This window comes from Acidovorax soli, from assembly GCF_014207955.1.
Classification (GTDB): domain Bacteria; phylum Pseudomonadota; class Gammaproteobacteria; order Burkholderiales; family Burkholderiaceae_C; genus Acidovorax; species Acidovorax soli_A.
Map to the genome: position 1 here is coordinate 211,643 of NZ_JACHLK010000002.1, position 21,169 is coordinate 232,811.

The following is a 21,169-nucleotide window of genomic DNA, read 5'->3' on the forward strand; positions in this document are numbered from 1 at the left end:
GGTTCAAGGTTTTTCAGCGGCCTGCTGCCGTGCGCTCGGCGGCCTCGATGGTGTTCACCAGCAGCATGGTAATCGTCATCGGGCCGACCCCGCCAGGGACGGGGGTGATCCAGCCGGCCACTTCCTTGACGCCTTCGAAATCCACGTCGCCGCAGAGCTTGCCTTCATCGTTGCGATTCATGCCCACGTCGATCACCACGGCGCCGGGCTTGACCATGTCGGCGGTCAGTACATTGCGCTTGCCCACGGCCGCCACAATCACGTCGGCCTGCAGGGTCTGGGCCTTCAGATCCTGTGTGGCGCTGTGGCAAACGGTAACGGTAGCGTTCTGGCCCAGCAGCATCAGCGCCATGGGCTTGCCCACGATGTTGCTGCGGCCAATGACCACGGCGTGCTTGCCCTTGAGGGGGTAGCCGATGCTCTCCAGCATCTTCATGCAGCCGTAGGGGGTGCAGGGCCAGAAGCCAGGCATGCCGGTCATCAGCGCGCCTGCGCTGGCAATGTGGAAGCCGTCCACATCCTTGGCGGGCGAAATGGCTTCGATGACCTTCTGCGCGTCGATGTGCTTGGGCAGAGGCAACTGCACCAGGATGCCGTGGATGCTGGCGTCGTTGTTGAGTGCCTCCACGCGGGCCAGCAGCGCTGCCTCGGTCATGTCGGCGTCGTACTTCTCCAGGACAGAGTGCAGGCCGCTGTCCTCGCAGGCCTTGACCTTGTTGCGCACATAGACCTGGCTGGCAGGGTTGTCGCCCACCAGCACGACGGCCAACCCGGGCGTGACACCGCGCCCTTTCAGGGCAGCGGAGCGTTGCGCCACGTCGGTGCGCAGTTGGCGGGAGAGGGCGTTGCCATCGATGAGTTGGGCTGTCATATCGAAAATACCGGTCGAAAATGCTGTTGGCGCTGGACGCGCAAGCGCCAGCAGCCGTCATAAGTAGAGAGGAATGCGTCAGCCCTTGGGGGCATTCTGGCCGAGGGCGATCTTCAGCAGATCGGCCACGGTGTTGGCGTTGAGCTTTTCCATGATGTTGGCGCGGTGCGCCTCCACCGTCTTGATGCTGATCCCGAGGTCGTCGGCGATCTGCTTGTTGAGGCGGCCGGCCACGATGCGTTCGAGCACCTGCGCCTCGCGGCTGGTGAGCTTGGAGAGCAGGGCGTCGCGGCTGGCGGCCTGCTGGTAGCCGGCAAACGCCTCGCGGGCATGGTCCAGCATGCGCTCGACCAGGCCGACCAGCTCTTCCTCGTCAAAAGGCTTCTGGATGAAGTCGAGCGCGCCCTTCTTCATGGTGTTCACGGCCATGGGCACGTCGCCGTGGCCGGTGATGAACACGATGGGCAGGGGGGACTTGCGCTCGATCAGGCGGTCCTGCAGCTCCAGGCCGGTCATGCCGCCCATGCGGATGTCCACGATCAGGCAGGCCACTTCGCGGGGGTCGTAGCGCGACAGAAAGGTCTCGGCCGAATCAAAGCAGCGCACCCGGTAGTCCTTGCCTTCCAGCAGCCACTGCAGGGAGTCTCGGACCGCTTCGTCATCGTCCACGACGTATACGGTGCCTTTTTTCGGAATCAAGCTCATGCAATTGTCCTTGGAGTGTGTGCGTTTGCTACAGAATTTGTAGTGTCATCGGCAGGCTTGGCAAGCGGCAACCAGAAGGAGAACCTGCAGCCGGTGACCTCGGAACCATTGTAGATGTTCTCTGCATGCATCCGGCCCTGGTGCGACTCGACGATGCTGCGGCACAGATTGAGGCCCATGCCCATGCCTTCCTGCTTGGTGGAGAAGAAGGCTTCGAACAGCCGCTCCAGCACCTCGGGCGCCAGGCCCTTGCCCGTGTCCAGCACCGAGAACTCGACCACGCCGCGGTCGTCGATGGTCTTGGGGACCACGCGCAGCTCCACGCTGCGGCCGGCCGTGGGGCGGTTGGCCTGCTGGATGGCCTCGGCGCCGTTCTTCATCAGGTTCACCAGCACCTGCTCGATCAGGATGGTGTCGGCCATCACGGGCGGCAGGCGCGCGGCGATATAGAGGGTCAGGCGCACATGGTGGCGGCGCAGCTCGATGTCGGCCAGTTCCACGGCCTCGGTCACCATGGAGTGCACATCGGCCAGGGCCCGGTTGGGCTCGCTCTTCTTCACGAAGGAGCGGATGCGCTGGATGATCTGCCCCGCGCGCTGGGCCTGGTGGGCCGTCTTCTGCAGCGCGGTGAGCAGCGCTTCTTCCGTCAACTGCCCGCTCTGGATGCGCGAGACCATGCCGCTGCAGTAATTGTTGATGGCCGTGAGCGGCTGGTTGAGCTCGTGCGCCACGCTGGACGCCATCTCGCCCATGGTGATGAGCCGGCTCACCGACTGGGCGCGCTCGGCCTGGCGCGAGGCCTGCTCTTCGGCCTGGCGGCGCGGCGTGATGTCGGTGGCGATCACCATCTGTGCCAGGCGGCCGTCCACCCAGTTCAGGTAGCGCGAGCGCACTTCCAGCCACTTGCCCAGGTCGGGTAAAAAGATTTCGGCGTTCTCGGTGCGGGCGCTGGTCAGCGTGTCGGTGGGCAGGCCCATCAGGCCGTCCTCGTCGTCCACGCCCGAACTGGTGCTGTTGGCCACGGGCACCACGCCGGCCTGGGCCACCAGCTGCAGGTGGCCCCCGGTCTGTGAGCCGAACCACTGGCGGTACAGCTTGTTGGCAAACAGCAGCTCCTCGCTGCCCAGCGGCGCCACAGAGACCGAAGCATCGAGCGATTCGAGCACGATGGTGAAGCGCTCGTGCGAGGCCGACAGCTGCTCGCGCACCCGGTTGGGCTCGGTGATGTCGGTCATCGACGTCATCCAGCCCGTCTGGTGGCCGTGGGCGTCGATCAGCGGCGAGACATACAGCCGCGCGTCGAACAGCGTGCCGCTTTTGCGCCGCACGCGCACCTGGAAGCCGCCGACGATGGTCTTGCCGCTCAGCTCGTCGCGCAGCTTGGCGTGCAGGGCCTCGTGGTCCGAGTCGGGCCAGTAGGGAAACGGCGCCTTCAGGCCCACCAGCTCGGCTTCGCTCCAGCCTGTCATCTGGCAGAAGGCGGCGTTCACATAGGTGATGCGGCCCTCCATGTCCAGGGCGCGCATGCCGGTGAGGATGGAATTCTCCATCGCGCGGCGGAAATTGGTCTCGGCCACCAGGGCCTGCTGGGCCTGCATGCGCCGGCGCGTGTGGCGCCAGGTGGCGATCAGCATCCAGGCTGTCATGGCCGAGAGGGTGCCCACCAGCCAGAACAGGCCGCTGCCCACCACGCCCAGCGAGGTGCGGTAGGCCTGGGCGCGCAGCACCAGGCCGTTGCCCACGGGGGACACGGGCACCTCGTACTCGTTGGCGCGCGGGCTCCAGGGCAGGAACTGCGTGGCCGGGTTGCGCGGGCCCAAAGGGGTGCCGGCCAGCACCTGGCTCTTGCCGTCGAGCATGGTCACGGCATAGCGCGCCAGCACCTCGGTCGGCGTGCCATAGCGCAGCAGGCTGTCGATGGAGTATTCGCCCAGCACCACGCCGCTGAACTTGCCCTGGTTGTTGAGTGGCACCTGCAACTGCAGCAGGGGTGTCACATCCCCCTGGGAGGCGGGCGGCTGGGCGTAGACGGGCTGCTGCAGGTCGCGCGCGAGGCCATAGGTGTCTGCCGTGTCACCGGCCTTGAGCACCTCGCCGGCAATGCGCAGTTCGCTGCTGGCCAGGGTGGGTGCGGCATGGCTGGCGCGGATACGGCGGCGCTCATCGATCCAGGTGATGGCCTGCAGTTCCGGGTACTGGCTGATCAGCGTCTCGGCCCGGCTCACGAACTCGGAGCGCTCCAGCTCCTGGTTGGACAGGTCGCGCGCGATGCGCATGAGCTGCTCCTGGCGCTCCAGCAGGCGCAGGCGCACGCGCTGCTGGGCGTATTCCACATCGCGGCGCAGGGCTTCCTGCTCGCGCTCGGCCTCTTCGGCGCGCAGGTACCAGAAGGCCGCCACGATGGCGGCCAGGAACATCAGCACTGCCGCCAGGGGTGCGAGGGCGGCAAACCGGTCCTGCCGGGTGGGCGAGAGGCTGCGCCACCACTTGCGCCACCAGCGTGCGGGGGCCGCAATGGGCGAGACCGTGGGGGAGGGCGCGGGATCGGTGGCTTGCATGGAGCCCCCAAGTGTAGAGGAGGCGCACACCTGGTTACGGACAGCCGGGGGAAAGCTGTCCACGATCCTTGGCCATGCATGGGCGCAGTGAGGCCAGACTGTTTGCGAACGCCCGTTCTTGTGCACTTGCAGCAAAATCTCATAATGCGATATGAATAGGCACCATTTGAAATTGGCAAAAAGTTGTGAGAAACTAGGGACAGTCATCTAAATTGCTGCCACATCTACAGGAGACAAAAGCATGTCAGCTCAGCCCGACCCACAGGCCGGTTTCGGCATCGGTACCGACGCCGATCAACAAGAGACCCGTGAATGGATGGACGCGCTGTCCGCCGTGATCGACAAGGAGGGCCCGGAGCGCGCCCACTACCTGCTCGAACAACTCCTCGAACATGCGCGCCAGAGCAGCATCGACATGCCGTTCTCGGCCAATACCGGCTATGTGAACACCATCGAGCCAACGCAGGAAGCCCACTGCCCCGGCAACATCGCCATTGAAAAGCGCCTGCGCGCCTATATGCGCTGGAACGCCATGGCCATGGTGGTGCGCGCCAACCGCCTGAACCCCGCTGATGGTGGCGACCTGGGCGGCCACATCGGCTCCTTCGCCTCGGTGGCCAGCATGTTCGGCGCCGGCTTCAACCACTTCTGGCACGCTGCCAGCGAAAACCACGGCGGTGACCTGCTGTACATCCAGGGCCACAGCTCGCCCGGCATCTACGCGCGCGCCTACCTTGAGGGCCGCCTGACCGAAGAGCAGCTCGACAGCTTCCGCCAGGAAGTGGACGGCAAGGGCCTCTCGAGCTACCCCCACCCCAAGCTCATGCCCGAGTTCTGGCAGTTCCCCACGGTGTCCATGGGCCTGGGCCCGCTGATGGCCATCTACCAGGCGCGCTTCCTCAAGTACCTGCACGCCCGCGGCATTGCCGACACCGCCAACCGCAAGGTCTGGGTGTTCTGCGGCGACGGTGAGATGGACGAACCCGAATCGCTGGGCGCCATCGGCCTGGCAGCGCGCGAAAACCTGGACAACCTGGTCTTCGTGATCAACTGCAACCTGCAGCGCCTGGACGGCCCGGTGCGCGGCAACGGCAAGATCGTGCAGGAGCTCGAAAGCGAGTTCCGCGGCAGCGGCTGGAACGTCATCAAGCTCCTGTGGGGCAATGGCTGGGACACGCTGCTGGCGCGCGACAAGACCGGCAAGCTCAAGCAGCTGATGATGGAGACGCTGGACGGCGACTACCAGGCCATGAAGGCCAACGACGGTGCCTTCGTGCGCAAGAACTTCTTCGGCCGCTACCCCGAGACGCTCAAGCTCGTCGAGCACATGACCGACGAAGAGATCTTCGAGCTGCGCCGCGGCGGCCATGAGCCCGCCAAGGTGTACGCCGCCTTCCACGCCGCCAACGAGCACAAGAACCAGCCCACCGTGCTGCTGGTCAAGACCGTCAAGGGCTACGGCATGGGCAAGGCCGGTGAAGGCAAGAACACCGTGCACCAGACCAAGAAGCTCTCGGACGAGGACATCAAGTACATCCGCGACCGCTTCAACATCCCGATCCCGGACAGCCAGCTGGCCGAGATCCCGTACTACAAGCCGGCCGACGACACGCCCGAAATGCAGTACCTGCACGAGCGCCGCAAGGCCCTGGGCGGCTACCTGCCCAAGCGCCTGCCCAAGGCCGAAGAGAGCTTCACCGTGCCCGCACTGGAGACCTTCAAGGCAGTGCTGGAGCCCACGGCCGAAGGCCGCGAGATCTCCACCACCCAGGCATATGTGCGCTTCCTCACGCAGCTGCTGCGCGACCAGGCCCTGGGCCCGCGCGTCGTGCCCATCCTGGTGGACGAGGCCCGCACCTTCGGCATGGAAGGCCTGTTCCGCCAGATCGGCATCTACAACCCCAAGGGCCAGCTGTACACCCCGGTCGACCGCGACCAGGTGATGTACTACAAGGAAGACAAGGCCGGCCAGATCCTGCAAGAGGGCATCAACGAAGCCGGCGGCATGGCCAGCTGGATCGCTGCCGCCACCAGCTACAGCACGAACAACCGGATCATGATCCCGTTCTACGTGTACTACTCGATGTTCGGCTTCCAGCGCATTGGCGACCTGGCATGGGCAGCGGGTGACATGCAGGCGCGCGGCTTCCTCCTGGGCGGTACCTCGGGCCGCACCACGCTCAACGGCGAAGGCCTGCAGCACGAAGACGGCCACAGCCACATCCTGGCCGGCACCATCCCCAACTGCGTGAGCTACGACCCGACCTTCGCCCACGAAGTCGGCGTGATCATGCACCATGGCCTCAAGCGCATGGTCGAGCGCCAGGAAAACGTCTTCTACTACCTGACCCTGCTCAACGAGAACTACGCCATGCCCGGCCTGCAACCCGGCACCGAAGAGCAGATCTTGAAGGGCATGTACATCTGCAAGCAGGCGCCGGCCCTGGCTGCCGACGCACCCACGGTGCAACTGCTGGGCAGCGGCACCATCCTGCGCGAATCCTTCTTCGCCCAGGAACTGCTGGAAAAAGACTGGGGCGTGGCCGCCAGCATCTGGAGCTGCCCAAGCTTCAACGAACTGGCCCGCGACGGCCAGGACGTGGAGCGCTGGAACCTGCTGCACCCGACCGAAACGCCCCGCGTTTCCTTCGTGGCCGAGCAACTGGGCAAGACCACGGGCCCCGTGGTCGCCTCCACCGACTACATGAAGAACTACGCGGACCAGATCCGCTCGTTCATCCCCGCAGGCCGCACCTACAAGGTGCTCGGTACCGACGGCTTCGGCCGCAGCGACTTCCGCAGCAAGCTGCGTGAGCACTTCGAGATCAACCGCCACTACATCGTCGTGGCGGCCCTGAAGGCGCTGTCCGAAGAAGGCAAGGTGCCGGCAGCCAAGGTGGCCGAAGCCATCGCCAAGTACAACATCCAGGCCGACAAGGTCAACCCGCTCTACGCTTAAAAGAACCGGAGACAACAATGGCATTGGTCAACATTCAAGTCCCGGACATCGGCGACTTCGACGAAGTCGGCGTGATCGAGCTGCTCGTCAAGCCGGGCGACACGGTCAAGGCCGAGCAGTCGCTGATCACCGTCGAATCCGACAAGGCCTCGATGGAAATCCCGTCGAGCCACGCAGGCGTGGTCAAGGAACTCAAGGTCGCTGTGGGCGACAAGGTCAAGCAGGGCTCGGTCATCGTGGTGGTGGAAGCCGCCGAAGCCGGCGCCCCTGCGGCAGCCCCGGCCGCCGCCGCGCCTGCTCCGGCAGCAGCCCCCCAGGCCGCCGCCCCCGCGCCAGCACCTGCAGCCGCCGCCACCCCCGCCGCTGCAGCTGGCCCCGTGGAAGTGCGTGTGCCCGACATCGGCGATTTCAAGGACGTGGCCGTCATCGAAATGCTGGTCAAGGTGGGTGACACCATCAAGGTCGAGCAATCGCTGTTCACCGTCGAGTCCGACAAGGCCTCGATGGAGATCCCGTCGCCCGCCGCTGGCGTGGTCAAGGAACTCAAGGTCAAGATCGGCGACACCGTGAACATCGGCGACCTGGTGGCCATCCTCGAAGGTGCGGCCGGTGCGGCTGCGCCCGCTGCCGCCGCACCTGCAGCGGCTCCGGCCGCCCAGGCCCAGGCTGCAGCAGCCCCCGCTCCTGCACAGGCCGCAGCGGCCCCGGCACCTGCAGCCGCATCGGTACCCGCCCACCAGCCTGGCACCCCCACGGCAGGCCTGCCCCACGCTTCTCCCTCGGTGCGCAAGTTCGCCCGCGAACTCGGTGTGCCGCTCGAAGAAGTCAAGGGCACCGGCCCCAAGGGCCGCATCAGCCAGGACGACGTGCAAGCCTTCACCAAGCAGGTGATGAGTGGCGCCACCCAGACCAAGGCCCAGGCGGCCAAGGCACCCGCCGGCGGCGGTGGTGGCTCCGGCGTGGGCTTGGATCTGCTGCCCTGGCCCAAGGTCGACTTCACCAAGTTCGGCACGGTCGAGCGCAAGGACCTGTCGCGCATCAAGAAGATCAGCGGCGCCAACCTGCACCGCAACTGGGTGATGATCCCCCACGTCACCAACAACGACGAGGCCGACATCACCGACCTGGAAGCCTTCCGCGTGTCCACCAACAAGGAGAACGAGAAGAGCGGGGTCAAGGTCACCATGCTGGCCTTCGTGATCAAGGCTGTGGTCTCGGCGCTCAAGAAGTTCCCCGAGTTCAACACCAGCCTGGACGGCGACACCCTTGTCTACAAGCAGTACTACCACATCGGCTTTGCGGCCGACACGCCCAACGGCCTGGTGGTGCCCGTGCTCAAGGACGCCGACAAGAAGGGCATCATCCAGATCAGCAATGAGATGGGTGAACTCGCCAAGAAGGCGCGCGACGGCAAGCTCGGCGCGGCCGACATGCAGGGCGGCTGCTTCTCGATCAGCTCGCTGGGCGGCATCGGCGGCACGCACTTCACGCCCATCATCAATGCGCCGGAAGTGGCCATCCTCGGCCTGTCCAAGGGCCAGATGAAGCCGGTGTGGGATGGCAAGCAGTTCGTGCCCCGCCTCACGCTGCCGCTGTCGCTGTCGTACGACCACCGTGTCATCGACGGTGCCTCGGCTGCGCGCTTCAATGCCTACCTGGGCCAACTGCTGGCGGACTACCGCCGCATCCTGCTGTAACGAGGAGACCCTGCAATGGCAACCATTGACATCAAGGTCCCCGACATCGGCGACTTCGACGAAGTCGGCGTCATCGAAGTGCTGGTCAAGCCCGGCGACACCATCAAGGCCGAACAGAGCCTGATCACCGTGGAGTCCGACAAGGCCTCCATGGAGATTCCTTCCAGCCACGCCGGCGTGGTCAAGGAACTCAAGGTCAAGGTCGGTGACAAGGTCGCCGAAGGCGCCGTGGTGCTGACGCTGGAAGCGGCGGACGCTGGTGCTGCAGCAGCCGCTTCGGCTCCCGCACCTGCTGCGCCAGCACCGGCCGCCGCTGCCACCCCGGCAGCCCCTGCACCGCAGGCGGCGAGCTTTGGCGGCAATGCCGACATCGAATGCGACGTGGTCGTGCTCGGCGCCGGCCCCGGCGGCTACAGCGCCGCCTTCCGCGCGGCCGACCTGGGCCTCAAGGTCGTGCTGGTCGAGCGCTACGCCACCCTGGGCGGCGTGTGCCTGAACGTGGGCTGCATCCCATCGAAGGCGCTGCTGCACGTGGCGGCCGTCATGGACGAAGTCAGCCACATGGCCGACCTGGGCGTGAGCTTCGGTGCGCCCACGCTCGACATCGACAAGCTGCGCGGCCACAAGGAAAAGGTCATCGGCAAGCTCACTGGCGGCCTGGCCGCCATGGCCAAGATGCGCAAGGTCACCACCGTGCGCGGCGTGGGCCAGTTCGTCGGTGCCCACCACCTCGAAGTGGAAGAAACCGGCGGCGCCACCGGCCAGGAGAAGACCGGCAGCAAGAAGGTCATCGCCTTCAAGAACGCCGTCATCGCCGCCGGCAGCCAGGCCGTGCGCCTGCCCTTCATGCCCGACGATCCACGCGTGGTCGACTCCACCGGCGCACTGGAGTTGAAGCAGGTGCCCAAGCGCATGCTCATCCTGGGCGGCGGCATCATCGGCCTGGAAATGGGCACCGTCTACAGCACCCTGGGCGCCCGCCTGGACGTGGTGGAAATGATGGACGGCCTGATGCAGGGCGCCGACCGCGACCTCGTCAAGGTCTGGCAGAAGATGAATGCCAAGCGCTTCGACAACATCATGCTCAAGACCAAGACGGTGGGGGCCAAGGCCACGCCCGAAGGCATCGAGGTGACGTTCGCCGCGGCGGAAGAGGGCGGCACCGCACCCGCGCCCCAGGTCTACGATCTGGTGCTGCAGGCCGTGGGCCGCACGCCCAACGGCAAGAAGATCGCTGCCGAGAAGGCCGGCGTGGCCGTCACGGACCGCGGCTTCATCAACGTCGACATCCAGATGCGCACCAACGTGCCGCACATCTTCGCCATTGGCGACATCGTGGGCCAGCCCATGCTGGCGCACAAGGCCGTGCACGAAGCGCATGTGGCGGCCGAAGTCATCGCCGGCGAGATCCAGGGCAACAAGGAACTGGCGAGCAGCGCCTTCAATGCCCGCGTGATCCCGAGCGTCGCCTACACCGACCCCGAAGTGGCCTGGGTGGGCCTGACCGAAGACCAGGCCAAGGCCCAGGGCATCAAGGTCAAGAAGGGCCTGTTCCCCTGGACGGCCTCGGGCCGCGCCATCGCCAACGGCCGTGACGAGGGTTACACCAAGCTCTTGTTCGACGACAGCCCCGAGGCCCATGGCCACGGCAAGATCCTGGGCGGCGGCATCGTGGGCACGCATGCCGGCGACATGATCGGCGAGATCGCGCTGGCCATCGAGATGGGGGCGGACGCAGTGGACATCGGCAAGACCATCCACCCGCACCCCACGCTGGGCGAAAGCATCGGCATGGCGGCGGAGATCGCGCATGGCAGCTGCACGGATGTGCCGCCGCAGAAGAAGTAAGCAAGCCGTCAAGCAAGCTGCTCCAGCAAAGCCGCACACGCTTTCGGGCCTGTGCGGCTTTTTTCATGCCTGGCGAATCCGTGAACAAATCGATGCATGGACGGCTGCGCAGCCGGGCCGGCGCGGTGCCCGGTATAGGATTCGGAATGGCTTTTGACCCCCGAACCATGGCATACCAGCAGCACTTCATCCGCCGGATCGGCTCCCAGCCTCCGGCCCATGTGCGCATGACCGTCGAGGGCCACCTGGTGCACACGGCTGAACTGCAGCCCAGCCCTGGCGTGGCTGCGGACAGCCCTGGTGCGGTCTGGAAGCCCCTGCACACGAAGAAATGCCGCAATGCCTTCGAGGCCGCCATGCATGCCAATGGCCAGGAGTGGGAGCGGCTGGGCACAGGCTGGCAACTGGCCTTGCCTACTGGCGAGCCGCAGCCCGCCCAGCCACCCGATCTCCGACCTGTGAATCCGGGTCCGCTGCATGCCCTGGCCAAGGACCTGGACTTCGACTGGAGCAGCTACTTCGAATACGCGGTGTGCCGCATCGCCGAGGTCTGGGAGTGGGACAAGCCCCTGCGAGCCGCCGAACTGCAGGCCCGCATGACGCCGGTACAGATGGCCCTGTGGGCCATTGCCAATGCCGATGGCCAGATCTGCAACGGCGGCTTCTCGCAGTTCTTCTACAACAGCTATGGAGAGTTGGCCCACGAGGCACTGGATGGCTTTGAACTGCTGGGCCTCACGGAGTTTGCCGACATCCTGCGCGAGGCCTATGCCGTCTTCCCTGGCCAGCGCATCCCCAGGGACCGGGACGAGCGCGTGGCCCTCCTGGAAGCCATGGCACTCGACGAGGAGGCCACCGCGGCCCGCCTGCAGGCTGCCAGCAACGGCATCGAGCACGCCTTTGCCATCTTCAAGGGCACCGAGGACCTCTGGGACGAACTGGGCACCCGCTACTACGCCCTGATCCACCAGGACATCGGGATCCCCGGTTACAACCCGGCTTTCTACAAGCCGTTGTGCGAGGGCATCGAAGCACGGGCCCACGAGGTTTTCCGGTAGCCGCGCGGCGCGGCATTGCGCACAATCTGCGGATCCCGTTACATTTTCGGGCGCCTGCCGCTTCTCCATGAGCTTCATCGTCCAGATCTTCGATCGCATCACGGCCACCGACGTGCCAACCGCCCAGGCTGCGTGCAAGCGCAGCCAGGTGGCCACGCCCCGGGTGGTGGCCATGCTCGACCAGTTTGTGCGCGAGGTGCAGTGCTATTACCCGCTGGCCGCCGGTGCCAACGGCGTGCCCCAGCCCCTGGTCTGGACCGAGGGCCTGCCGTTCGGGCCGCTGGACCAGTGGCCGTTGAACCTGGGCGTCGATGCGCAGGCGCTGGACGCCACCGTGCTCTCCACCCTGGGCCACGTGGCGGCCGATGCAGGCTTGCAATTGTTCGAACCGCAGAGCGGGGCGCTGTACCGGCTGGACCGCCAGGTGGTCTACGCCAACGGCACGGTCGAGCCCTTTGCCGAAAGGGCCCTGCGTGCCGACCCGCCCAAGGTGCAGGCCACGCCCGGCAGCTTTGCCCCCGCCCGGGTGCCGCACAGTCTCGACACGCTGTGCGGCGCGCTGATGGAGCGGCTCGCGCCCCTGGGCTTCGAGGTCCACCCGCACCCGGTGAATTCGCGTGCACGCTTCGTGCAGCGCAGCTACGGGCCCACGGTGCAGGCCTTTTCCCTGCACGTGCAGCCCGAGCAAGACCGGCAGTACATCCACTGTTCCGTGGGCTGGTGGCTGCCCAGCGTGCGCGAGGCCTGGCTGGCGCGCCTGGACGAGGTTGGCGGTCGCGAGCTGCGCAGCCGCATCAAATCCTTCATCCCGGACCACGAGCGCACGCTCAGCGACTTCCAGCAGATCCCGTGGCACCGCCATCCCCGCCTGGGCCAGAACGAGCTGCGCAGCGCGCAAGACCTCGATGAATACGCCCGGGCCCTGGCCTTCTGGGCCGCCGAGCGCGCCATCCTCTGGCAGGACGCGCCCAAGGACATGGCTGCGTTGGGCAAGCTGATGTTGTCGGTCGACCAGTTGAACCGCATTCTCAAGGACGGCGAGAGCGGCGTGCATGGCGCGTTCTGCCTGCAGGAGCAGATGGCCCTGCTGGTGCTGGCCCTGCACTGCAGAACGCCGCTGCGCGATGTCTGGGTCGAAACCCTGCGCCACCGCCAGCGCGTGACCCAGCATGTGCAGTGGAAGCCCGTCAGCGGCAACGATGGCAATGCCCTGTTCGAGGGCATCCTGCAAAGCCTGGTCGGGCGGCCGCCTGTGCTGGGTGCGTGATCCCCCCTTTATCAACAACATGACCTCTGAAAACGACATCGATACCCGCGTCCGGGCCATCGTCCAGGCCTACCTGGCCGAAGCCTCTCCCGCTGCCTGGCATGTCTATGCTGCGCGCTCCAACTACGGTGACAACCTGCCGTTGCTGCAGTGGCTGGTGGACCAGCCCGCGCTGGACCGGGGCACGGCGCTGCTGATCTATTGGTACCTGGGCGCTGCCTGGCATGTGCAGTTCACCTCGGCAGAACAGGCACTCAGCCCTGAAACCTTCACGCTGCTGCGCCGCATCGAGGAGCGCTATGCAGCGGGCTTCTACCGCACGGGCAACATCGGGTTCGATCCGTACACCTCCGAAGGCGGCCGGCCCGACGACTACCCCAAGGTGCCGGTGGTGCGGCCCGTGCCTGCCCTCATGCTGGAGCCGGTCAACGGCAGCGAGTTGGTCGATCTGCACCCGGAAGGCTTTGACGAGGGGTTGCCGATGGATGTGGCGGTGGCGATCTATGCGCTGTTCGAGGACCACGAAGGCTGAGTCCTCTGTCGCTTGCCTGAAGCTCACCGGAAAAGGCCACCGCATGCCCTCCGATACCTCCCTTCCCAAGCCACACGGACACCTTGCAACGGGTGAGCGTGCTGCCGAGGCGCAGCAGGTCTGCCCGTCCTGCGGGATGGTCCACAGTGTGTTGTCGGGCTCCATTCCGGTGTCCCTGCCGACGCAGGCTGCCATGGTCCCGCAGGCGGAACGCGAGGAGCGCATCTGGACGAATGGCGAGCTGTGCGTCGTGGACGATGAGCGCTTTTACCTGTACGGCTCGGTGGTGCTGTCCATCCACGGCCATGCCGAGGAATTTTCCTGGGGTGCCTGGGCCGAAGTGAGCGAGGCGCACTTCATGGCCTGCCAGGACCTGATGGCGGTGCAAGGCCGGGAGGCCACGGCCCCGCTGGCCGCGGCTCTGGGCACGGACATTCCTTTCTACCCCGTGACGCTCGGCCTGCCGCTCCAGGTGCACCTTCAGCCGCTGGGCCTGCGGCCCTTGTTTCGCCTGGATGCGGGGGAGCATCCGCTGGTTCTCGATCAGGCGGGCGGTGTGCCCCCGGAGCGCATCCACGCCATCCGGGCTTGGCTGGCATCGCTCAAGGCGGGTTCAGCCGGGTGATCGATGAGGGGCAGTCCCCAGCCCCTCAATCCGCCGTCAGCCCCAGCCGCTTCACCACCGGCTCCCAGCGCACCATCTCCTGGTTCAGCGTGGCCTGCGCCTGCGCGCTGGTGGTGCCCAGGGCCGTCACGTCGCTGTTCTGCAGCTTGGCACGCACGTCTGGCAGCTTCATCACCTCCTGCGCCCGTTTCGCCAGTTCGGCGATCACGGCGGGTGGTGTGGCCTTGGGCGCCTGCAGCACCAGCCGAAAGCTCACGTCCAGGCCGGGCTGCTGCAGGGCCTGGGCCAGCGTGGGTACCTCGGGCGCCAACGGCGATGGAGTGGCAGAGGAGACGGCCAGCGCGGCGAGCTTGCCGGCGCGTACATGCGGCAGCACGGTGGGCGTGGCCAGGAAGCCGCACTGCACCTCGCCGGCCAGAACCGCCTGCGTGGCGGGCGCGGGGCCGCGGTAAGGGATGTGCTCCATGCGCGTCTTGGCCGCATCCAGGAACATCTCGGTCGCCAGGTGGCCGGGCACCCCCGGGCCGCCGGAGCCGTACATGATGCGCTCGGTCTTGCTCTTGGCCACCAGCTCGCCCACCGTCTTCACGCCCACCGAGGGGTGGCACACCAGCATCTGCGAGAAGCTGCCGATGATGGAGACGTTCACCAGATCGGTCTTGGGATCGAAATCGCGGTTCTTGTAGATGTGCGGGTTCACCGTGAGCACGGTGTCCGGGCTCAGGACCAGCGTGGCACCGTCGGGTTCGGCCTTGGCCGCCGCCATGGCGGCCAGGTTGTTGCCGGCCCCGGGGCGGTTGTCCACGACCACGGGCTGCTTGACCAGTTTGCCCAACTGGTCGGCGAACAGCCGTGCCGTGATGTCCGACGGGGCGCCGGGCGGCGAGCCCACGAAAAGGCGCACGGGGCCTGCGGGCCAGGCCTGGGCCAATGCGGCGCAGGGTGACAGGGTGGCCAGTGCGAGGAGGCCGATGGCACCCGCGCTGCGGATCGTCTTGGTGGAAATGCCCATGAAAGCTTGCTCCTTGTTGGTGCTCAGTACATCAGCTGGCCGCGGCGGTTCACGACACCGATGTCCACCCACTGCGTGCCGATATTCTGGCCATTGGTGAAATCCAGCGGCAGGCCACCCAGGTCCATGCGCAACTGGCGCAGCGCGGCCGTGACCTTCTCGGGCGTGGGGGATGCGCCGGCGCGGGTGATCGCCTCGACCGCCACCTGGGCGGCCACGTAGCCCGTGAGGTGCGGGTTGGACGGCTCGGATTTCGGGTAGGAGGTGCGCATGGCCGCCCGGAAGTCCCGCGTCAGCCGCGTCTTGTCGGCCGAGGCGTTGGGCAGCACCTGGGCCACACCGACGCCGATGGCCGACTCCAGCGGCGTCTTTTCCATGATGGCCTCGGCCGGCACATAGGACATGCCGTAGATGGGCGTGCGGTCGGTGGCCGCGCGCACGTCGCGTACCAGCGCGGCGCCGCTGTTGCGCACCAGCACCATCACATAGGCCTGCGCGCCCGTCGCCTGCAAGGCCTTGGCCGTGCCGGCAAGCGCCTCGCCGACGGGCGGCACCGGCACGCGGCCGAGCACATCGAGCTTGAGTTCCGCCGCGGCTTCGTTGAAGTGGCCCAGGCCGCTCTTGCCCATGGGGTTGTCCTGGTGGGCGACCGACACCTTGCGGATGCCCAGCGTGGACAGGTGCTGCAGGATATGGCGGATCTGCGCGCGGTCGCCCGCGCTCACATGGAAGATCCAGGGGCTGCCGGGGCTGCGCATGGCCTCGGCACCTGGTGTCGCGCCGATGGCCGGTATCTTCACGCGCTCCAGCACCTTGCTCGACTGCAAGGCCAGCACATTGGCCGAGCCGAACAGGTTGATGAAGGCCAGCGGCTTGTCCTGTGCGGCGATGCTCTCGACCAGGCGCACGGTCTCTTCGGGCTTGTACTGGTCGTCCTCGTGCACAAAGCGGATCTTCTGTCCGTTCACACCGCCCTTGGCGTTCACGGCGTTGAAATACGCCATGGCCCCCTCGTAGTTGCCCACCGCCGTGACGGCCAGTGGCCCCTTGGTGGGCGAAACCTGGGCGATCACGATCTCGGCATGGGCGGCGGCTGCCTGCACAGCCGCATATAAGATCAAGGCACGAACGAACAAAGGCACAGGCTGTCTCCAGTGGCATAGGGAACTCTTTGCGAAGAATTCTTAGGCCTGGGCCAATGGTTCATCTAATGAAGAAAAGAGGAGACATTCCGAATGTTGCGCAATCCCCGTGTGCCGGACGATTTCGTGAACTACCGGCTGCAGCGGCTGTACGCATTGGCCGGCGCGCCCGTGGTGCGCCTGTGCGAAGGGCGCTATGGCGTGACGCGGCGTGAATTCCGGCTGCTGTGCCTGGTGGTCGATGGCGGCCCGGTATCGCCTTCGCGCCTGAGCGAGCTGGCGCACCTGGACCTGGCGCGCGCCTCGCGCGTCATCGCGGCCCTGGCCAAGAAGCGGCTGGTGCGCCGCGAAGTGCAGGATGGCGACCGCCGTTTCGCGCTCGTGGCCGCTACGCGCGAAGGCGTGGCGCTGCACCAGGAGCTGTTCCCGCAGATCGCCAGCATCAACCAGGGGGTGGTGTCGGTGCTGGATGCGGGGCAGGTGAAGGCGCTGGACCAGATCCTGTCGGTCCTCACACGCCATGCGGAAGTGATGAACAGTTCCATCGTGCTCGACGTGGGTGCGGACCGCCAGCGTGGGCGGCGCAGCCTCGACGACATGATGTGACTGCGGCCCTCAGCCGGCCTTGCTGGCCGCCAGTCCTTGCGGCAGGTCTGCCGTGGGCGATGTCGCGGGCTTGCTGCGCTTGCTGATCAGCAGCACCCCCGCCAGCACCAGCCCGGCGCCCGCCATCTGCCACCACGACAGCGGCTCGTTGAGCAGCCAGCAGCCAAAGAAGATGGTCAGCATGGGCCCCAGGTTGCCGATCAGTGCCGTGCGGGCCGCACCGATGCGGCGGATGGCGGCCGAGGTCATGAACACCGGCAGCACCGTGGAGAAGACCGCCATGCCCAGCGCATGCAGGTACACGGGCGCGGGCTGCGCCAGGGCGGCAACGGGCTGGGTCGCCACAAAGTGCGCCAGCGTCGCCACGGTGGACACCAGCATCGCCAGCGCCGTGAAGCGCGCCGCACCCAGGGCGCGGATGGCCGATTCGCTGCCCGCCTGGTAGAAGGCGTACGAGACGGCCGAGCCAAAGACGAAGCCCGCGCCGATGAGCACGGCCCGGGCGTCACCCGCCACATGCAGGTCGTGCGCAAAGGCCAGGCCGATGCCCGCGTAGGACAGCAGCAGCGAGCCGAATTCGCGCTTTGAGGCCCGCTTGCCCATGAAGAGCACACCGATCACGATGGTGAGCGTGGGGTACATGAACAGGATCAGCCGCTCCAGGCTGGCGCTGATGTACTGCAGGCCGATGAAGTCGAGGATGCTGGCACCGTAGTAGCCCAGCAGGCCCAGGGCGGCGACCAGCGCCCAATCGCGCCGGGTCAGCGGTGCCAGGCTGCGGCTGGCACGCCAGCCCACCCAGGCGAACACCGGCAGCGAGAACGCCATGCGCAGTGCCAGCAGGGTGACCGAGTCGACCGGCGTGGCCTGGGGCACGGCGTAGGCCAGTTTCACGAAGATGGCCTTGAACGAGAAGCCCAGGGCGGCCAGGACGGCCAGGGCCAGGCCGATGCGTTCGGCGGGCCAGTGTTTCCAGGAGGACATGGGGAAGCGTGGGAGAGGGTTGGCATGCGCTCACCGCGAACGGTATGCATGCATGCGATAGAGCCAATTAATGAGTGTGGCCATGGTGCACTGGGATGTTGCAGGGCACAATTGCTATTCCCGCAAGCATGTGTTCGTTTATGACGAACGCTGGTGTGCCGCCCCATGAACTACGACCTGACCGACCTGCGCCTGTTTGTCGCCATTGCCGAGGAGCGCAACCTCACGCGCGGCGCCGCGCGGGCGTGCCTGGCCCCGTCCTCGGCCAGCCACCGGCTGCGCCGGCTCGAAGATGCGCTCAACACTTCTTTGTTCGAGCGGCAGACCCGCGGCGTGCAGCTCACGCGCGCGGGCGAAGCCTTGCTGCGCAATGCGCGCCAGGTGCTGGCCAGCCTGGAGCAGATGCATGCCAACCTCTCGCCCTTTGCCACGGGCATCCGCGGCCATGTGAGCCTGTGGGCCAACACCCATGCCACGCACACCTTTCTGCCCGACGACCTGGCCGGCTTTTTGAAGCAGCACCCCCAGGTCAGCGTGACGCTGGAGGAGCGCACCAGCGCCGAGATCGTGGTGGCCGTGGCCAGCGGCGAGATCGAGGTGGGGGTGCTGGCCGACAGCGGCAACAGCGCGGGCGTGGCGCTGGCCCCGTACCGGCAGGACCGGCTGGTGCTGATCGTGCCGCGTGGCCATGCCCTGGCGGGCCGCGTGACGGTGGGCTTTGCCGAGGTGCTGGACCATGCCTTCGTGATGCTGCATGCGGGCTCGGCCATCCACACCTTCACCATGAACGCGGCTGCCGCGCTGGGCCGGCACCTGGACGTGCGCATCCAGGTGCGCAGCTTCGAGGCCGTTTGCCGCATGGTGGGCGCGGGTGTGGGCATCGGCCTGGTGCCGCGCAGTGCGGTCCAACTGGTGGGCCTGGCTGAGCCGCCGGTGGTCGTGGCGATGGACGAGCCCTGGGCCCAGCGCGACCTGCAGATCTGCGTGCGCAAGGGCGTCGAGCCCTCGGGCTTTGCGGCGGCCCTGGTGGAGCACCTGCGGCGCAGCGGCAGCACTCAGGGATGATCGCGCGCAGGGGTTTTCGCCGGCCGGATCGGCAGCCAACGCACCGCCAATCGCCCGGGCACGGCGCTGCTGGTTGCGCAAGCCCCTGCCGGTCGGCTCTGCGTGCATGTCCTGCATCAGGCGCTGGCGCTCGCGGCTCAGCGTCTGCGCATGCTCCGCCTCCCTGAGCGCCTGGTAGCTGCGTTCCAGTTCGGCCTCGCGCACCGCGAGCTGCTCGGCCAGGCCGGCGTTGAGCCGTTCAGGTCCAGCAGCTGCTGGGACTTGAACCCGTCGTAGGTGCCCAGGCCCACGGCGGTGGCAACGCTGCAGCGCAGCGGATGACGGGTCAGCTGGCGAGGACAAGGTCCACACCCGTCGCACGCAGTTCCTGCTGGATGCGGCCCGGTGCCGTGGCCGGAACGACCAGCGTGGTGATGTCGCCCAGGGCCGCCACGGTGAAGGGCGAGGCCGCGCCGAGCTTGTCGCTGGACGCCAGCACCACGGTCTCGGCTGCGCGCTGGTGCAGGGCGCGCTTGACGGCGGCCTCCTCGAAATCGCCCGTGGTCAGGCCCGCCTCGGCATGCACACCGGTGACGCCCATCAGGAACAGGTCAGCGCGCAACCGCCCGGCGGCCTCGACCACGCTGGCGCCCACATGGACCATGGAGTGCCGGTACAGGCGCCCGCCCAGGCCCAGCACCTCGATGTGCACATGGCCGGCCAGCGCCGCGGCCACCACCGGGCTGTGGGTCACGACCGTGGCATGCAGGTGGAGCGGCAGGTGCTGCACCACCTGCAGCGAGGTGGTGCCGCCATCGAGGATGACCACCTGGCCAGGCCGGACCAAGGCGGCGCCGGCCTGTCCCAGCAGGCGTTTTTCGTCGGGCGCGAGTTGCTGGCGCAGCCGCAGGTCACCCACGGCGGCCGAAGCGGGCAGGGCGCCGCCGTGCACGCGCTGCAGTTGGCCTTCGGCCGCCAGCTCGCGCAGGTCGCGCCGCACCGTGTCTTCGGAGATGCCCCATTCGTCGCTCAGCGCCTTGGCCACGACCTGGCCGTCGCGCTGCAGGCGTTGGAGGATGCGTTGTTTGCGCTGGCTTGTGAGCATGGCTTGCTTGATTGCATGAAATTCAATGAAAATGCATGATACTGCACGATTGAACTGTGGAGAACCCCATGCACGACACCACGGCGGCCGACCGCCCCCTGCTGGTACTCATTGCCGGCCCCTACCTGTCCGGCACCGACGGCGACCCCGCGCGCATTGCCGCCAACCGCGCGCGGCTGGAAGCCGCTGCACTGCCCATCTACCAGCGCGGCCACCTGCCGATGCTGGGCGAGTGGCTGGCGCTGCCCATCATCGAGGCGGCAGGTGGGCGCGCGCAGGGGGATGCCGTGTTCCATGCCTACCAGTACCCGGTGGCCGAGCGGCTGCTGTCGCGCTGCGATGCGGTGCTGCGCCTGCCCGGCGCATCGCGCGGGGCCGACAGGGACGTGGCCCGCGCGCAGGCCCTGGGGCTGCCCGTCTACCACCACATCGATGCGCTGCCCCTGCGCTCCGTGGCCCCAGAGGCGGTGGTGCCATGAAGCGCCCCGAAGCTGCCCCCTTGCCGGGCGATGCCGAGAACGTCCGGCTGCTGGGCGCGGAGCTGCTGTCGGACAGCTGGTACACCCTGCGCAAGATCCACTTCGAGCTGCGCCGCCGCGACGGCCGGTGGCAGCCGCTGAGCCGCGAGGCCTACGACCGTGGCAACGGCGCCGTGCTGCTGCTGTGGGATCCCGTGCGCCGCACCGTGGTGCTGACACGCCAGTTCCGCCTGCCGGCCTTTCTCAATGGCTCACCCGATGGGCAGTTGATCGAGGCCTGTGCCGGCCTGCTCGATGGCGATGAACCCGAGGCCTGCATCCGCCGCGAGGCCGAGGAGGAAACCGGCTACCGCATCCGCGCGCCACGCAAGCTGTTCGAGGCCTACATGAGCCCGGGCTCGGTGACCGAGAAACTGCACTTCTTCATCGCCGAGTACGCGCCCGGCGACCGCGTGCGCGCGGGCGGCGGCGTGGTGGAAGAGGGCGAGGACATCGAGGTCATCGAGATGCCCCTGGCCGACGCCCTGGCCGCCATCGCCTCGGGCCGCATCCAGGACGGCAAGACCATCATGCTGTTGCAGCACGTGGCCCTGGCTAGCGTGAACACCCCCTGAGTCGCTTCGCGCCTCGGCGCCACCGCCAGAGGCGGTGGCTCTTTGGGCACGTCCAAGCCTGAG

Annotated in this window: 18 protein-coding genes; 11 read left to right on the plus strand and 7 right to left on the minus strand. The window is 67.1% G+C overall.

All coding sequences use genetic code 11. The features are described 5' to 3' along the window. Positions 1-13 precede the first annotated feature (13 nt). The 3 genes from folD to HNP48_RS05520 all read right to left on the minus strand — a co-directional run bounded on the left by folD (position 14) and on the right by HNP48_RS05520 (position 4,134). Positions 14-871, minus strand: coding sequence for a bifunctional methylenetetrahydrofolate dehydrogenase/methenyltetrahydrofolate cyclohydrolase FolD (gene folD, locus HNP48_RS05510; protein ID WP_184855881.1), 858 nt, complete (start codon positions 869-871; stop codon positions 14-16). 78 nt (positions 872-949) lie between these two features. Further along, a complete protein-coding gene (locus HNP48_RS05515; RefSeq protein WP_007848524.1) occupies positions 950-1,576 on the minus strand; it encodes a response regulator transcription factor in 627 nt (208 codons plus the stop codon). Next, a complete protein-coding gene (locus HNP48_RS05520; protein ID WP_184855882.1) occupies positions 1,573-4,134 on the minus strand; it encodes a PAS domain-containing sensor histidine kinase in 2,562 nt (853 codons plus the stop codon). The genes HNP48_RS05515 and HNP48_RS05520 overlap by 4 nt, the downstream gene beginning before the upstream one ends. A gap of 241 nt (positions 4,135-4,375) precedes the next feature. On the opposite strand from HNP48_RS05520, the gene aceE reads away from it, so the two are divergent. The 7 genes from aceE to HNP48_RS05555 all read left to right on the plus strand — a co-directional run bounded on the left by aceE (position 4,376) and on the right by HNP48_RS05555 (position 14,120). Next, entirely contained in the window at positions 4,376-7,093 is a 2,718-nt protein-coding gene (gene aceE / locus HNP48_RS05525; protein ID WP_184855883.1) for a pyruvate dehydrogenase (acetyl-transferring), homodimeric type, read from the plus strand. Positions 7,094-7,110: 17 nt separating this feature from the next. Beyond that, positions 7,111-8,790 (plus strand): dihydrolipoyllysine-residue acetyltransferase, encoded by a 1,680-nt coding sequence (aceF, locus tag HNP48_RS05530; RefSeq protein ID WP_184855884.1) that lies wholly within the window; start codon positions 7,111-7,113, stop codon positions 8,788-8,790. A 15-nt stretch (positions 8,791-8,805) separates the two neighbouring features. Next, positions 8,806-10,638 carry a dihydrolipoyl dehydrogenase gene (lpdA, locus tag HNP48_RS05535; RefSeq protein WP_184855885.1) on the plus strand — a complete coding sequence of 611 codons (1,833 nt, stop codon included), beginning with the start codon at positions 8,806-8,808 and terminating at the stop codon, positions 10,636-10,638. 167 nt (positions 10,639-10,805) lie between these two features. Further along, the gene (locus tag HNP48_RS05540) at positions 10,806-11,696 is read left to right on the plus strand and encodes a DMP19 family protein (protein ID WP_184855886.1); all 891 of its coding nucleotides are present in this window, start codon (positions 10,806-10,808) and stop codon (positions 11,694-11,696) included. Between the two features lie 67 nt (positions 11,697-11,763). Continuing rightward, positions 11,764-12,963: a hypothetical protein gene (locus HNP48_RS05545; RefSeq protein WP_184855887.1), complete on the plus strand. Its 1,200-nt coding sequence runs from the start codon at positions 11,764-11,766 to the stop codon at positions 12,961-12,963. Positions 12,964-12,982: 19 nt separating this feature from the next. Further along, complete coding sequence (locus tag HNP48_RS05550; protein WP_184855888.1) at positions 12,983-13,495, plus strand: DUF4274 domain-containing protein; 513 nt, start codon at positions 12,983-12,985, stop codon at positions 13,493-13,495. Positions 13,496-13,538: 43 nt separating this feature from the next. Further along, entirely contained in the window at positions 13,539-14,120 is a 582-nt protein-coding gene (locus tag HNP48_RS05555; RefSeq protein ID WP_184855889.1) for a DUF2199 domain-containing protein, read from the plus strand. Positions 14,121-14,145: 25 nt separating this feature from the next. Here HNP48_RS05555 and HNP48_RS05560 read toward each other — a convergent pair whose 3' ends face one another. Next, a complete protein-coding gene (locus HNP48_RS05560) occupies positions 14,146-15,132 on the minus strand; it encodes a tripartite tricarboxylate transporter substrate binding protein (RefSeq protein WP_184855890.1) in 987 nt (328 codons plus the stop codon). 23 nt (positions 15,133-15,155) lie between these two features. After that, a complete protein-coding gene (locus tag HNP48_RS05565) occupies positions 15,156-16,235 on the minus strand; it encodes an ABC transporter substrate-binding protein (RefSeq protein WP_184855891.1) in 1,080 nt (359 codons plus the stop codon). 132 nt (positions 16,236-16,367) lie between these two features. Here HNP48_RS05565 and HNP48_RS05570 point away from each other — a divergent pair, with 132 nt between their 5' ends. Then, complete coding sequence (locus HNP48_RS05570; protein ID WP_184855892.1) at positions 16,368-16,880, plus strand: MarR family winged helix-turn-helix transcriptional regulator; 513 nt, start codon at positions 16,368-16,370, stop codon at positions 16,878-16,880. Positions 16,881-16,889: 9 nt separating this feature from the next. Here HNP48_RS05570 and HNP48_RS05575 read toward each other — a convergent pair whose 3' ends face one another. Next, on the minus strand, positions 16,890-17,864 hold the full coding sequence (locus HNP48_RS05575) for a DMT family transporter (protein ID WP_184855893.1): 975 nt from the start codon (positions 17,862-17,864) through the stop codon (positions 16,890-16,892). Positions 17,865-18,029: 165 nt separating this feature from the next. Between HNP48_RS05575 and HNP48_RS05580 the strand changes: the two genes are divergently transcribed. Next, a complete protein-coding gene (locus HNP48_RS05580) occupies positions 18,030-18,929 on the plus strand; it encodes a LysR substrate-binding domain-containing protein (protein WP_184855894.1) in 900 nt (299 codons plus the stop codon). A gap of 325 nt (positions 18,930-19,254) precedes the next feature. On the opposite strand, the gene HNP48_RS05585 is transcribed toward HNP48_RS05580, so the two are convergent. After that, positions 19,255-20,013: a DeoR/GlpR family DNA-binding transcription regulator gene (locus HNP48_RS05585; protein ID WP_184855895.1), complete on the minus strand. Its 759-nt coding sequence runs from the start codon at positions 20,011-20,013 to the stop codon at positions 19,255-19,257. 68 nt (positions 20,014-20,081) lie between these two features. Between HNP48_RS05585 and HNP48_RS05590 the strand changes: the two genes are divergently transcribed. Continuing rightward, the gene (locus HNP48_RS05590; protein WP_184855896.1) at positions 20,082-20,492 is read left to right on the plus strand and encodes a DUF4406 domain-containing protein; all 411 of its coding nucleotides are present in this window, start codon (positions 20,082-20,084) and stop codon (positions 20,490-20,492) included. Further along, positions 20,489-21,106, plus strand: a complete 618-nt coding sequence (locus HNP48_RS05595; RefSeq protein ID WP_184855897.1) for an NUDIX domain-containing protein — start codon at positions 20,489-20,491, stop codon at positions 21,104-21,106. Before HNP48_RS05590 ends, HNP48_RS05595 begins: the two co-directional genes overlap by 4 nt. Positions 21,107-21,169: the final 63 nt, after the last annotated feature.

Bases quoted from the DNA above. Each gene is read 5' to 3' on its own strand.
- folD (WP_184855881.1), bottom strand. From the start codon at position 871: ATGACAGCCCAACTCATCGATGGCAACGCCCTCTCCCGCCAACTGCGC.
- HNP48_RS05515 (WP_007848524.1), bottom strand. From the start codon at position 1,576: ATGAGCTTGATTCCGAAAAAAGGCACCGTATACGTCGTGGACGATGAC.
- HNP48_RS05520 (WP_184855882.1), bottom strand. From the start codon at position 4,134: ATGCAAGCCACCGATCCCGCGCCCTCCCCCACGGTCTCGCCCATTGCG.
- aceE (WP_184855883.1), top strand. From the start codon at position 4,376: ATGTCAGCTCAGCCCGACCCACAGGCCGGTTTCGGCATCGGTACCGAC.
- aceF (WP_184855884.1), top strand. From the start codon at position 7,111: ATGGCATTGGTCAACATTCAAGTCCCGGACATCGGCGACTTCGACGAA.
- lpdA (WP_184855885.1), top strand. From the start codon at position 8,806: ATGGCAACCATTGACATCAAGGTCCCCGACATCGGCGACTTCGACGAA.
- HNP48_RS05540 (WP_184855886.1), top strand. From the start codon at position 10,806: ATGGCATACCAGCAGCACTTCATCCGCCGGATCGGCTCCCAGCCTCCG.
- HNP48_RS05545 (WP_184855887.1), top strand. From the start codon at position 11,764: ATGAGCTTCATCGTCCAGATCTTCGATCGCATCACGGCCACCGACGTG.
- HNP48_RS05550 (WP_184855888.1), top strand. From the start codon at position 12,983: ATGACCTCTGAAAACGACATCGATACCCGCGTCCGGGCCATCGTCCAG.
- HNP48_RS05555 (WP_184855889.1), top strand. From the start codon at position 13,539: ATGCCCTCCGATACCTCCCTTCCCAAGCCACACGGACACCTTGCAACG.
- HNP48_RS05560 (WP_184855890.1), bottom strand. From the start codon at position 15,132: ATGGGCATTTCCACCAAGACGATCCGCAGCGCGGGTGCCATCGGCCTC.
- HNP48_RS05570 (WP_184855892.1), top strand. From the start codon at position 16,368: ATGTTGCGCAATCCCCGTGTGCCGGACGATTTCGTGAACTACCGGCTG.
- HNP48_RS05575 (WP_184855893.1), bottom strand. From the start codon at position 17,864: ATGTCCTCCTGGAAACACTGGCCCGCCGAACGCATCGGCCTGGCCCTG.
- HNP48_RS05580 (WP_184855894.1), top strand. From the start codon at position 18,030: ATGAACTACGACCTGACCGACCTGCGCCTGTTTGTCGCCATTGCCGAG.
- HNP48_RS05585 (WP_184855895.1), bottom strand. From the start codon at position 20,013: ATGCTCACAAGCCAGCGCAAACAACGCATCCTCCAACGCCTGCAGCGC.
- HNP48_RS05590 (WP_184855896.1), top strand. From the start codon at position 20,082: ATGCACGACACCACGGCGGCCGACCGCCCCCTGCTGGTACTCATTGCC.
- HNP48_RS05595 (WP_184855897.1), top strand. From the start codon at position 20,489: ATGAAGCGCCCCGAAGCTGCCCCCTTGCCGGGCGATGCCGAGAACGTC.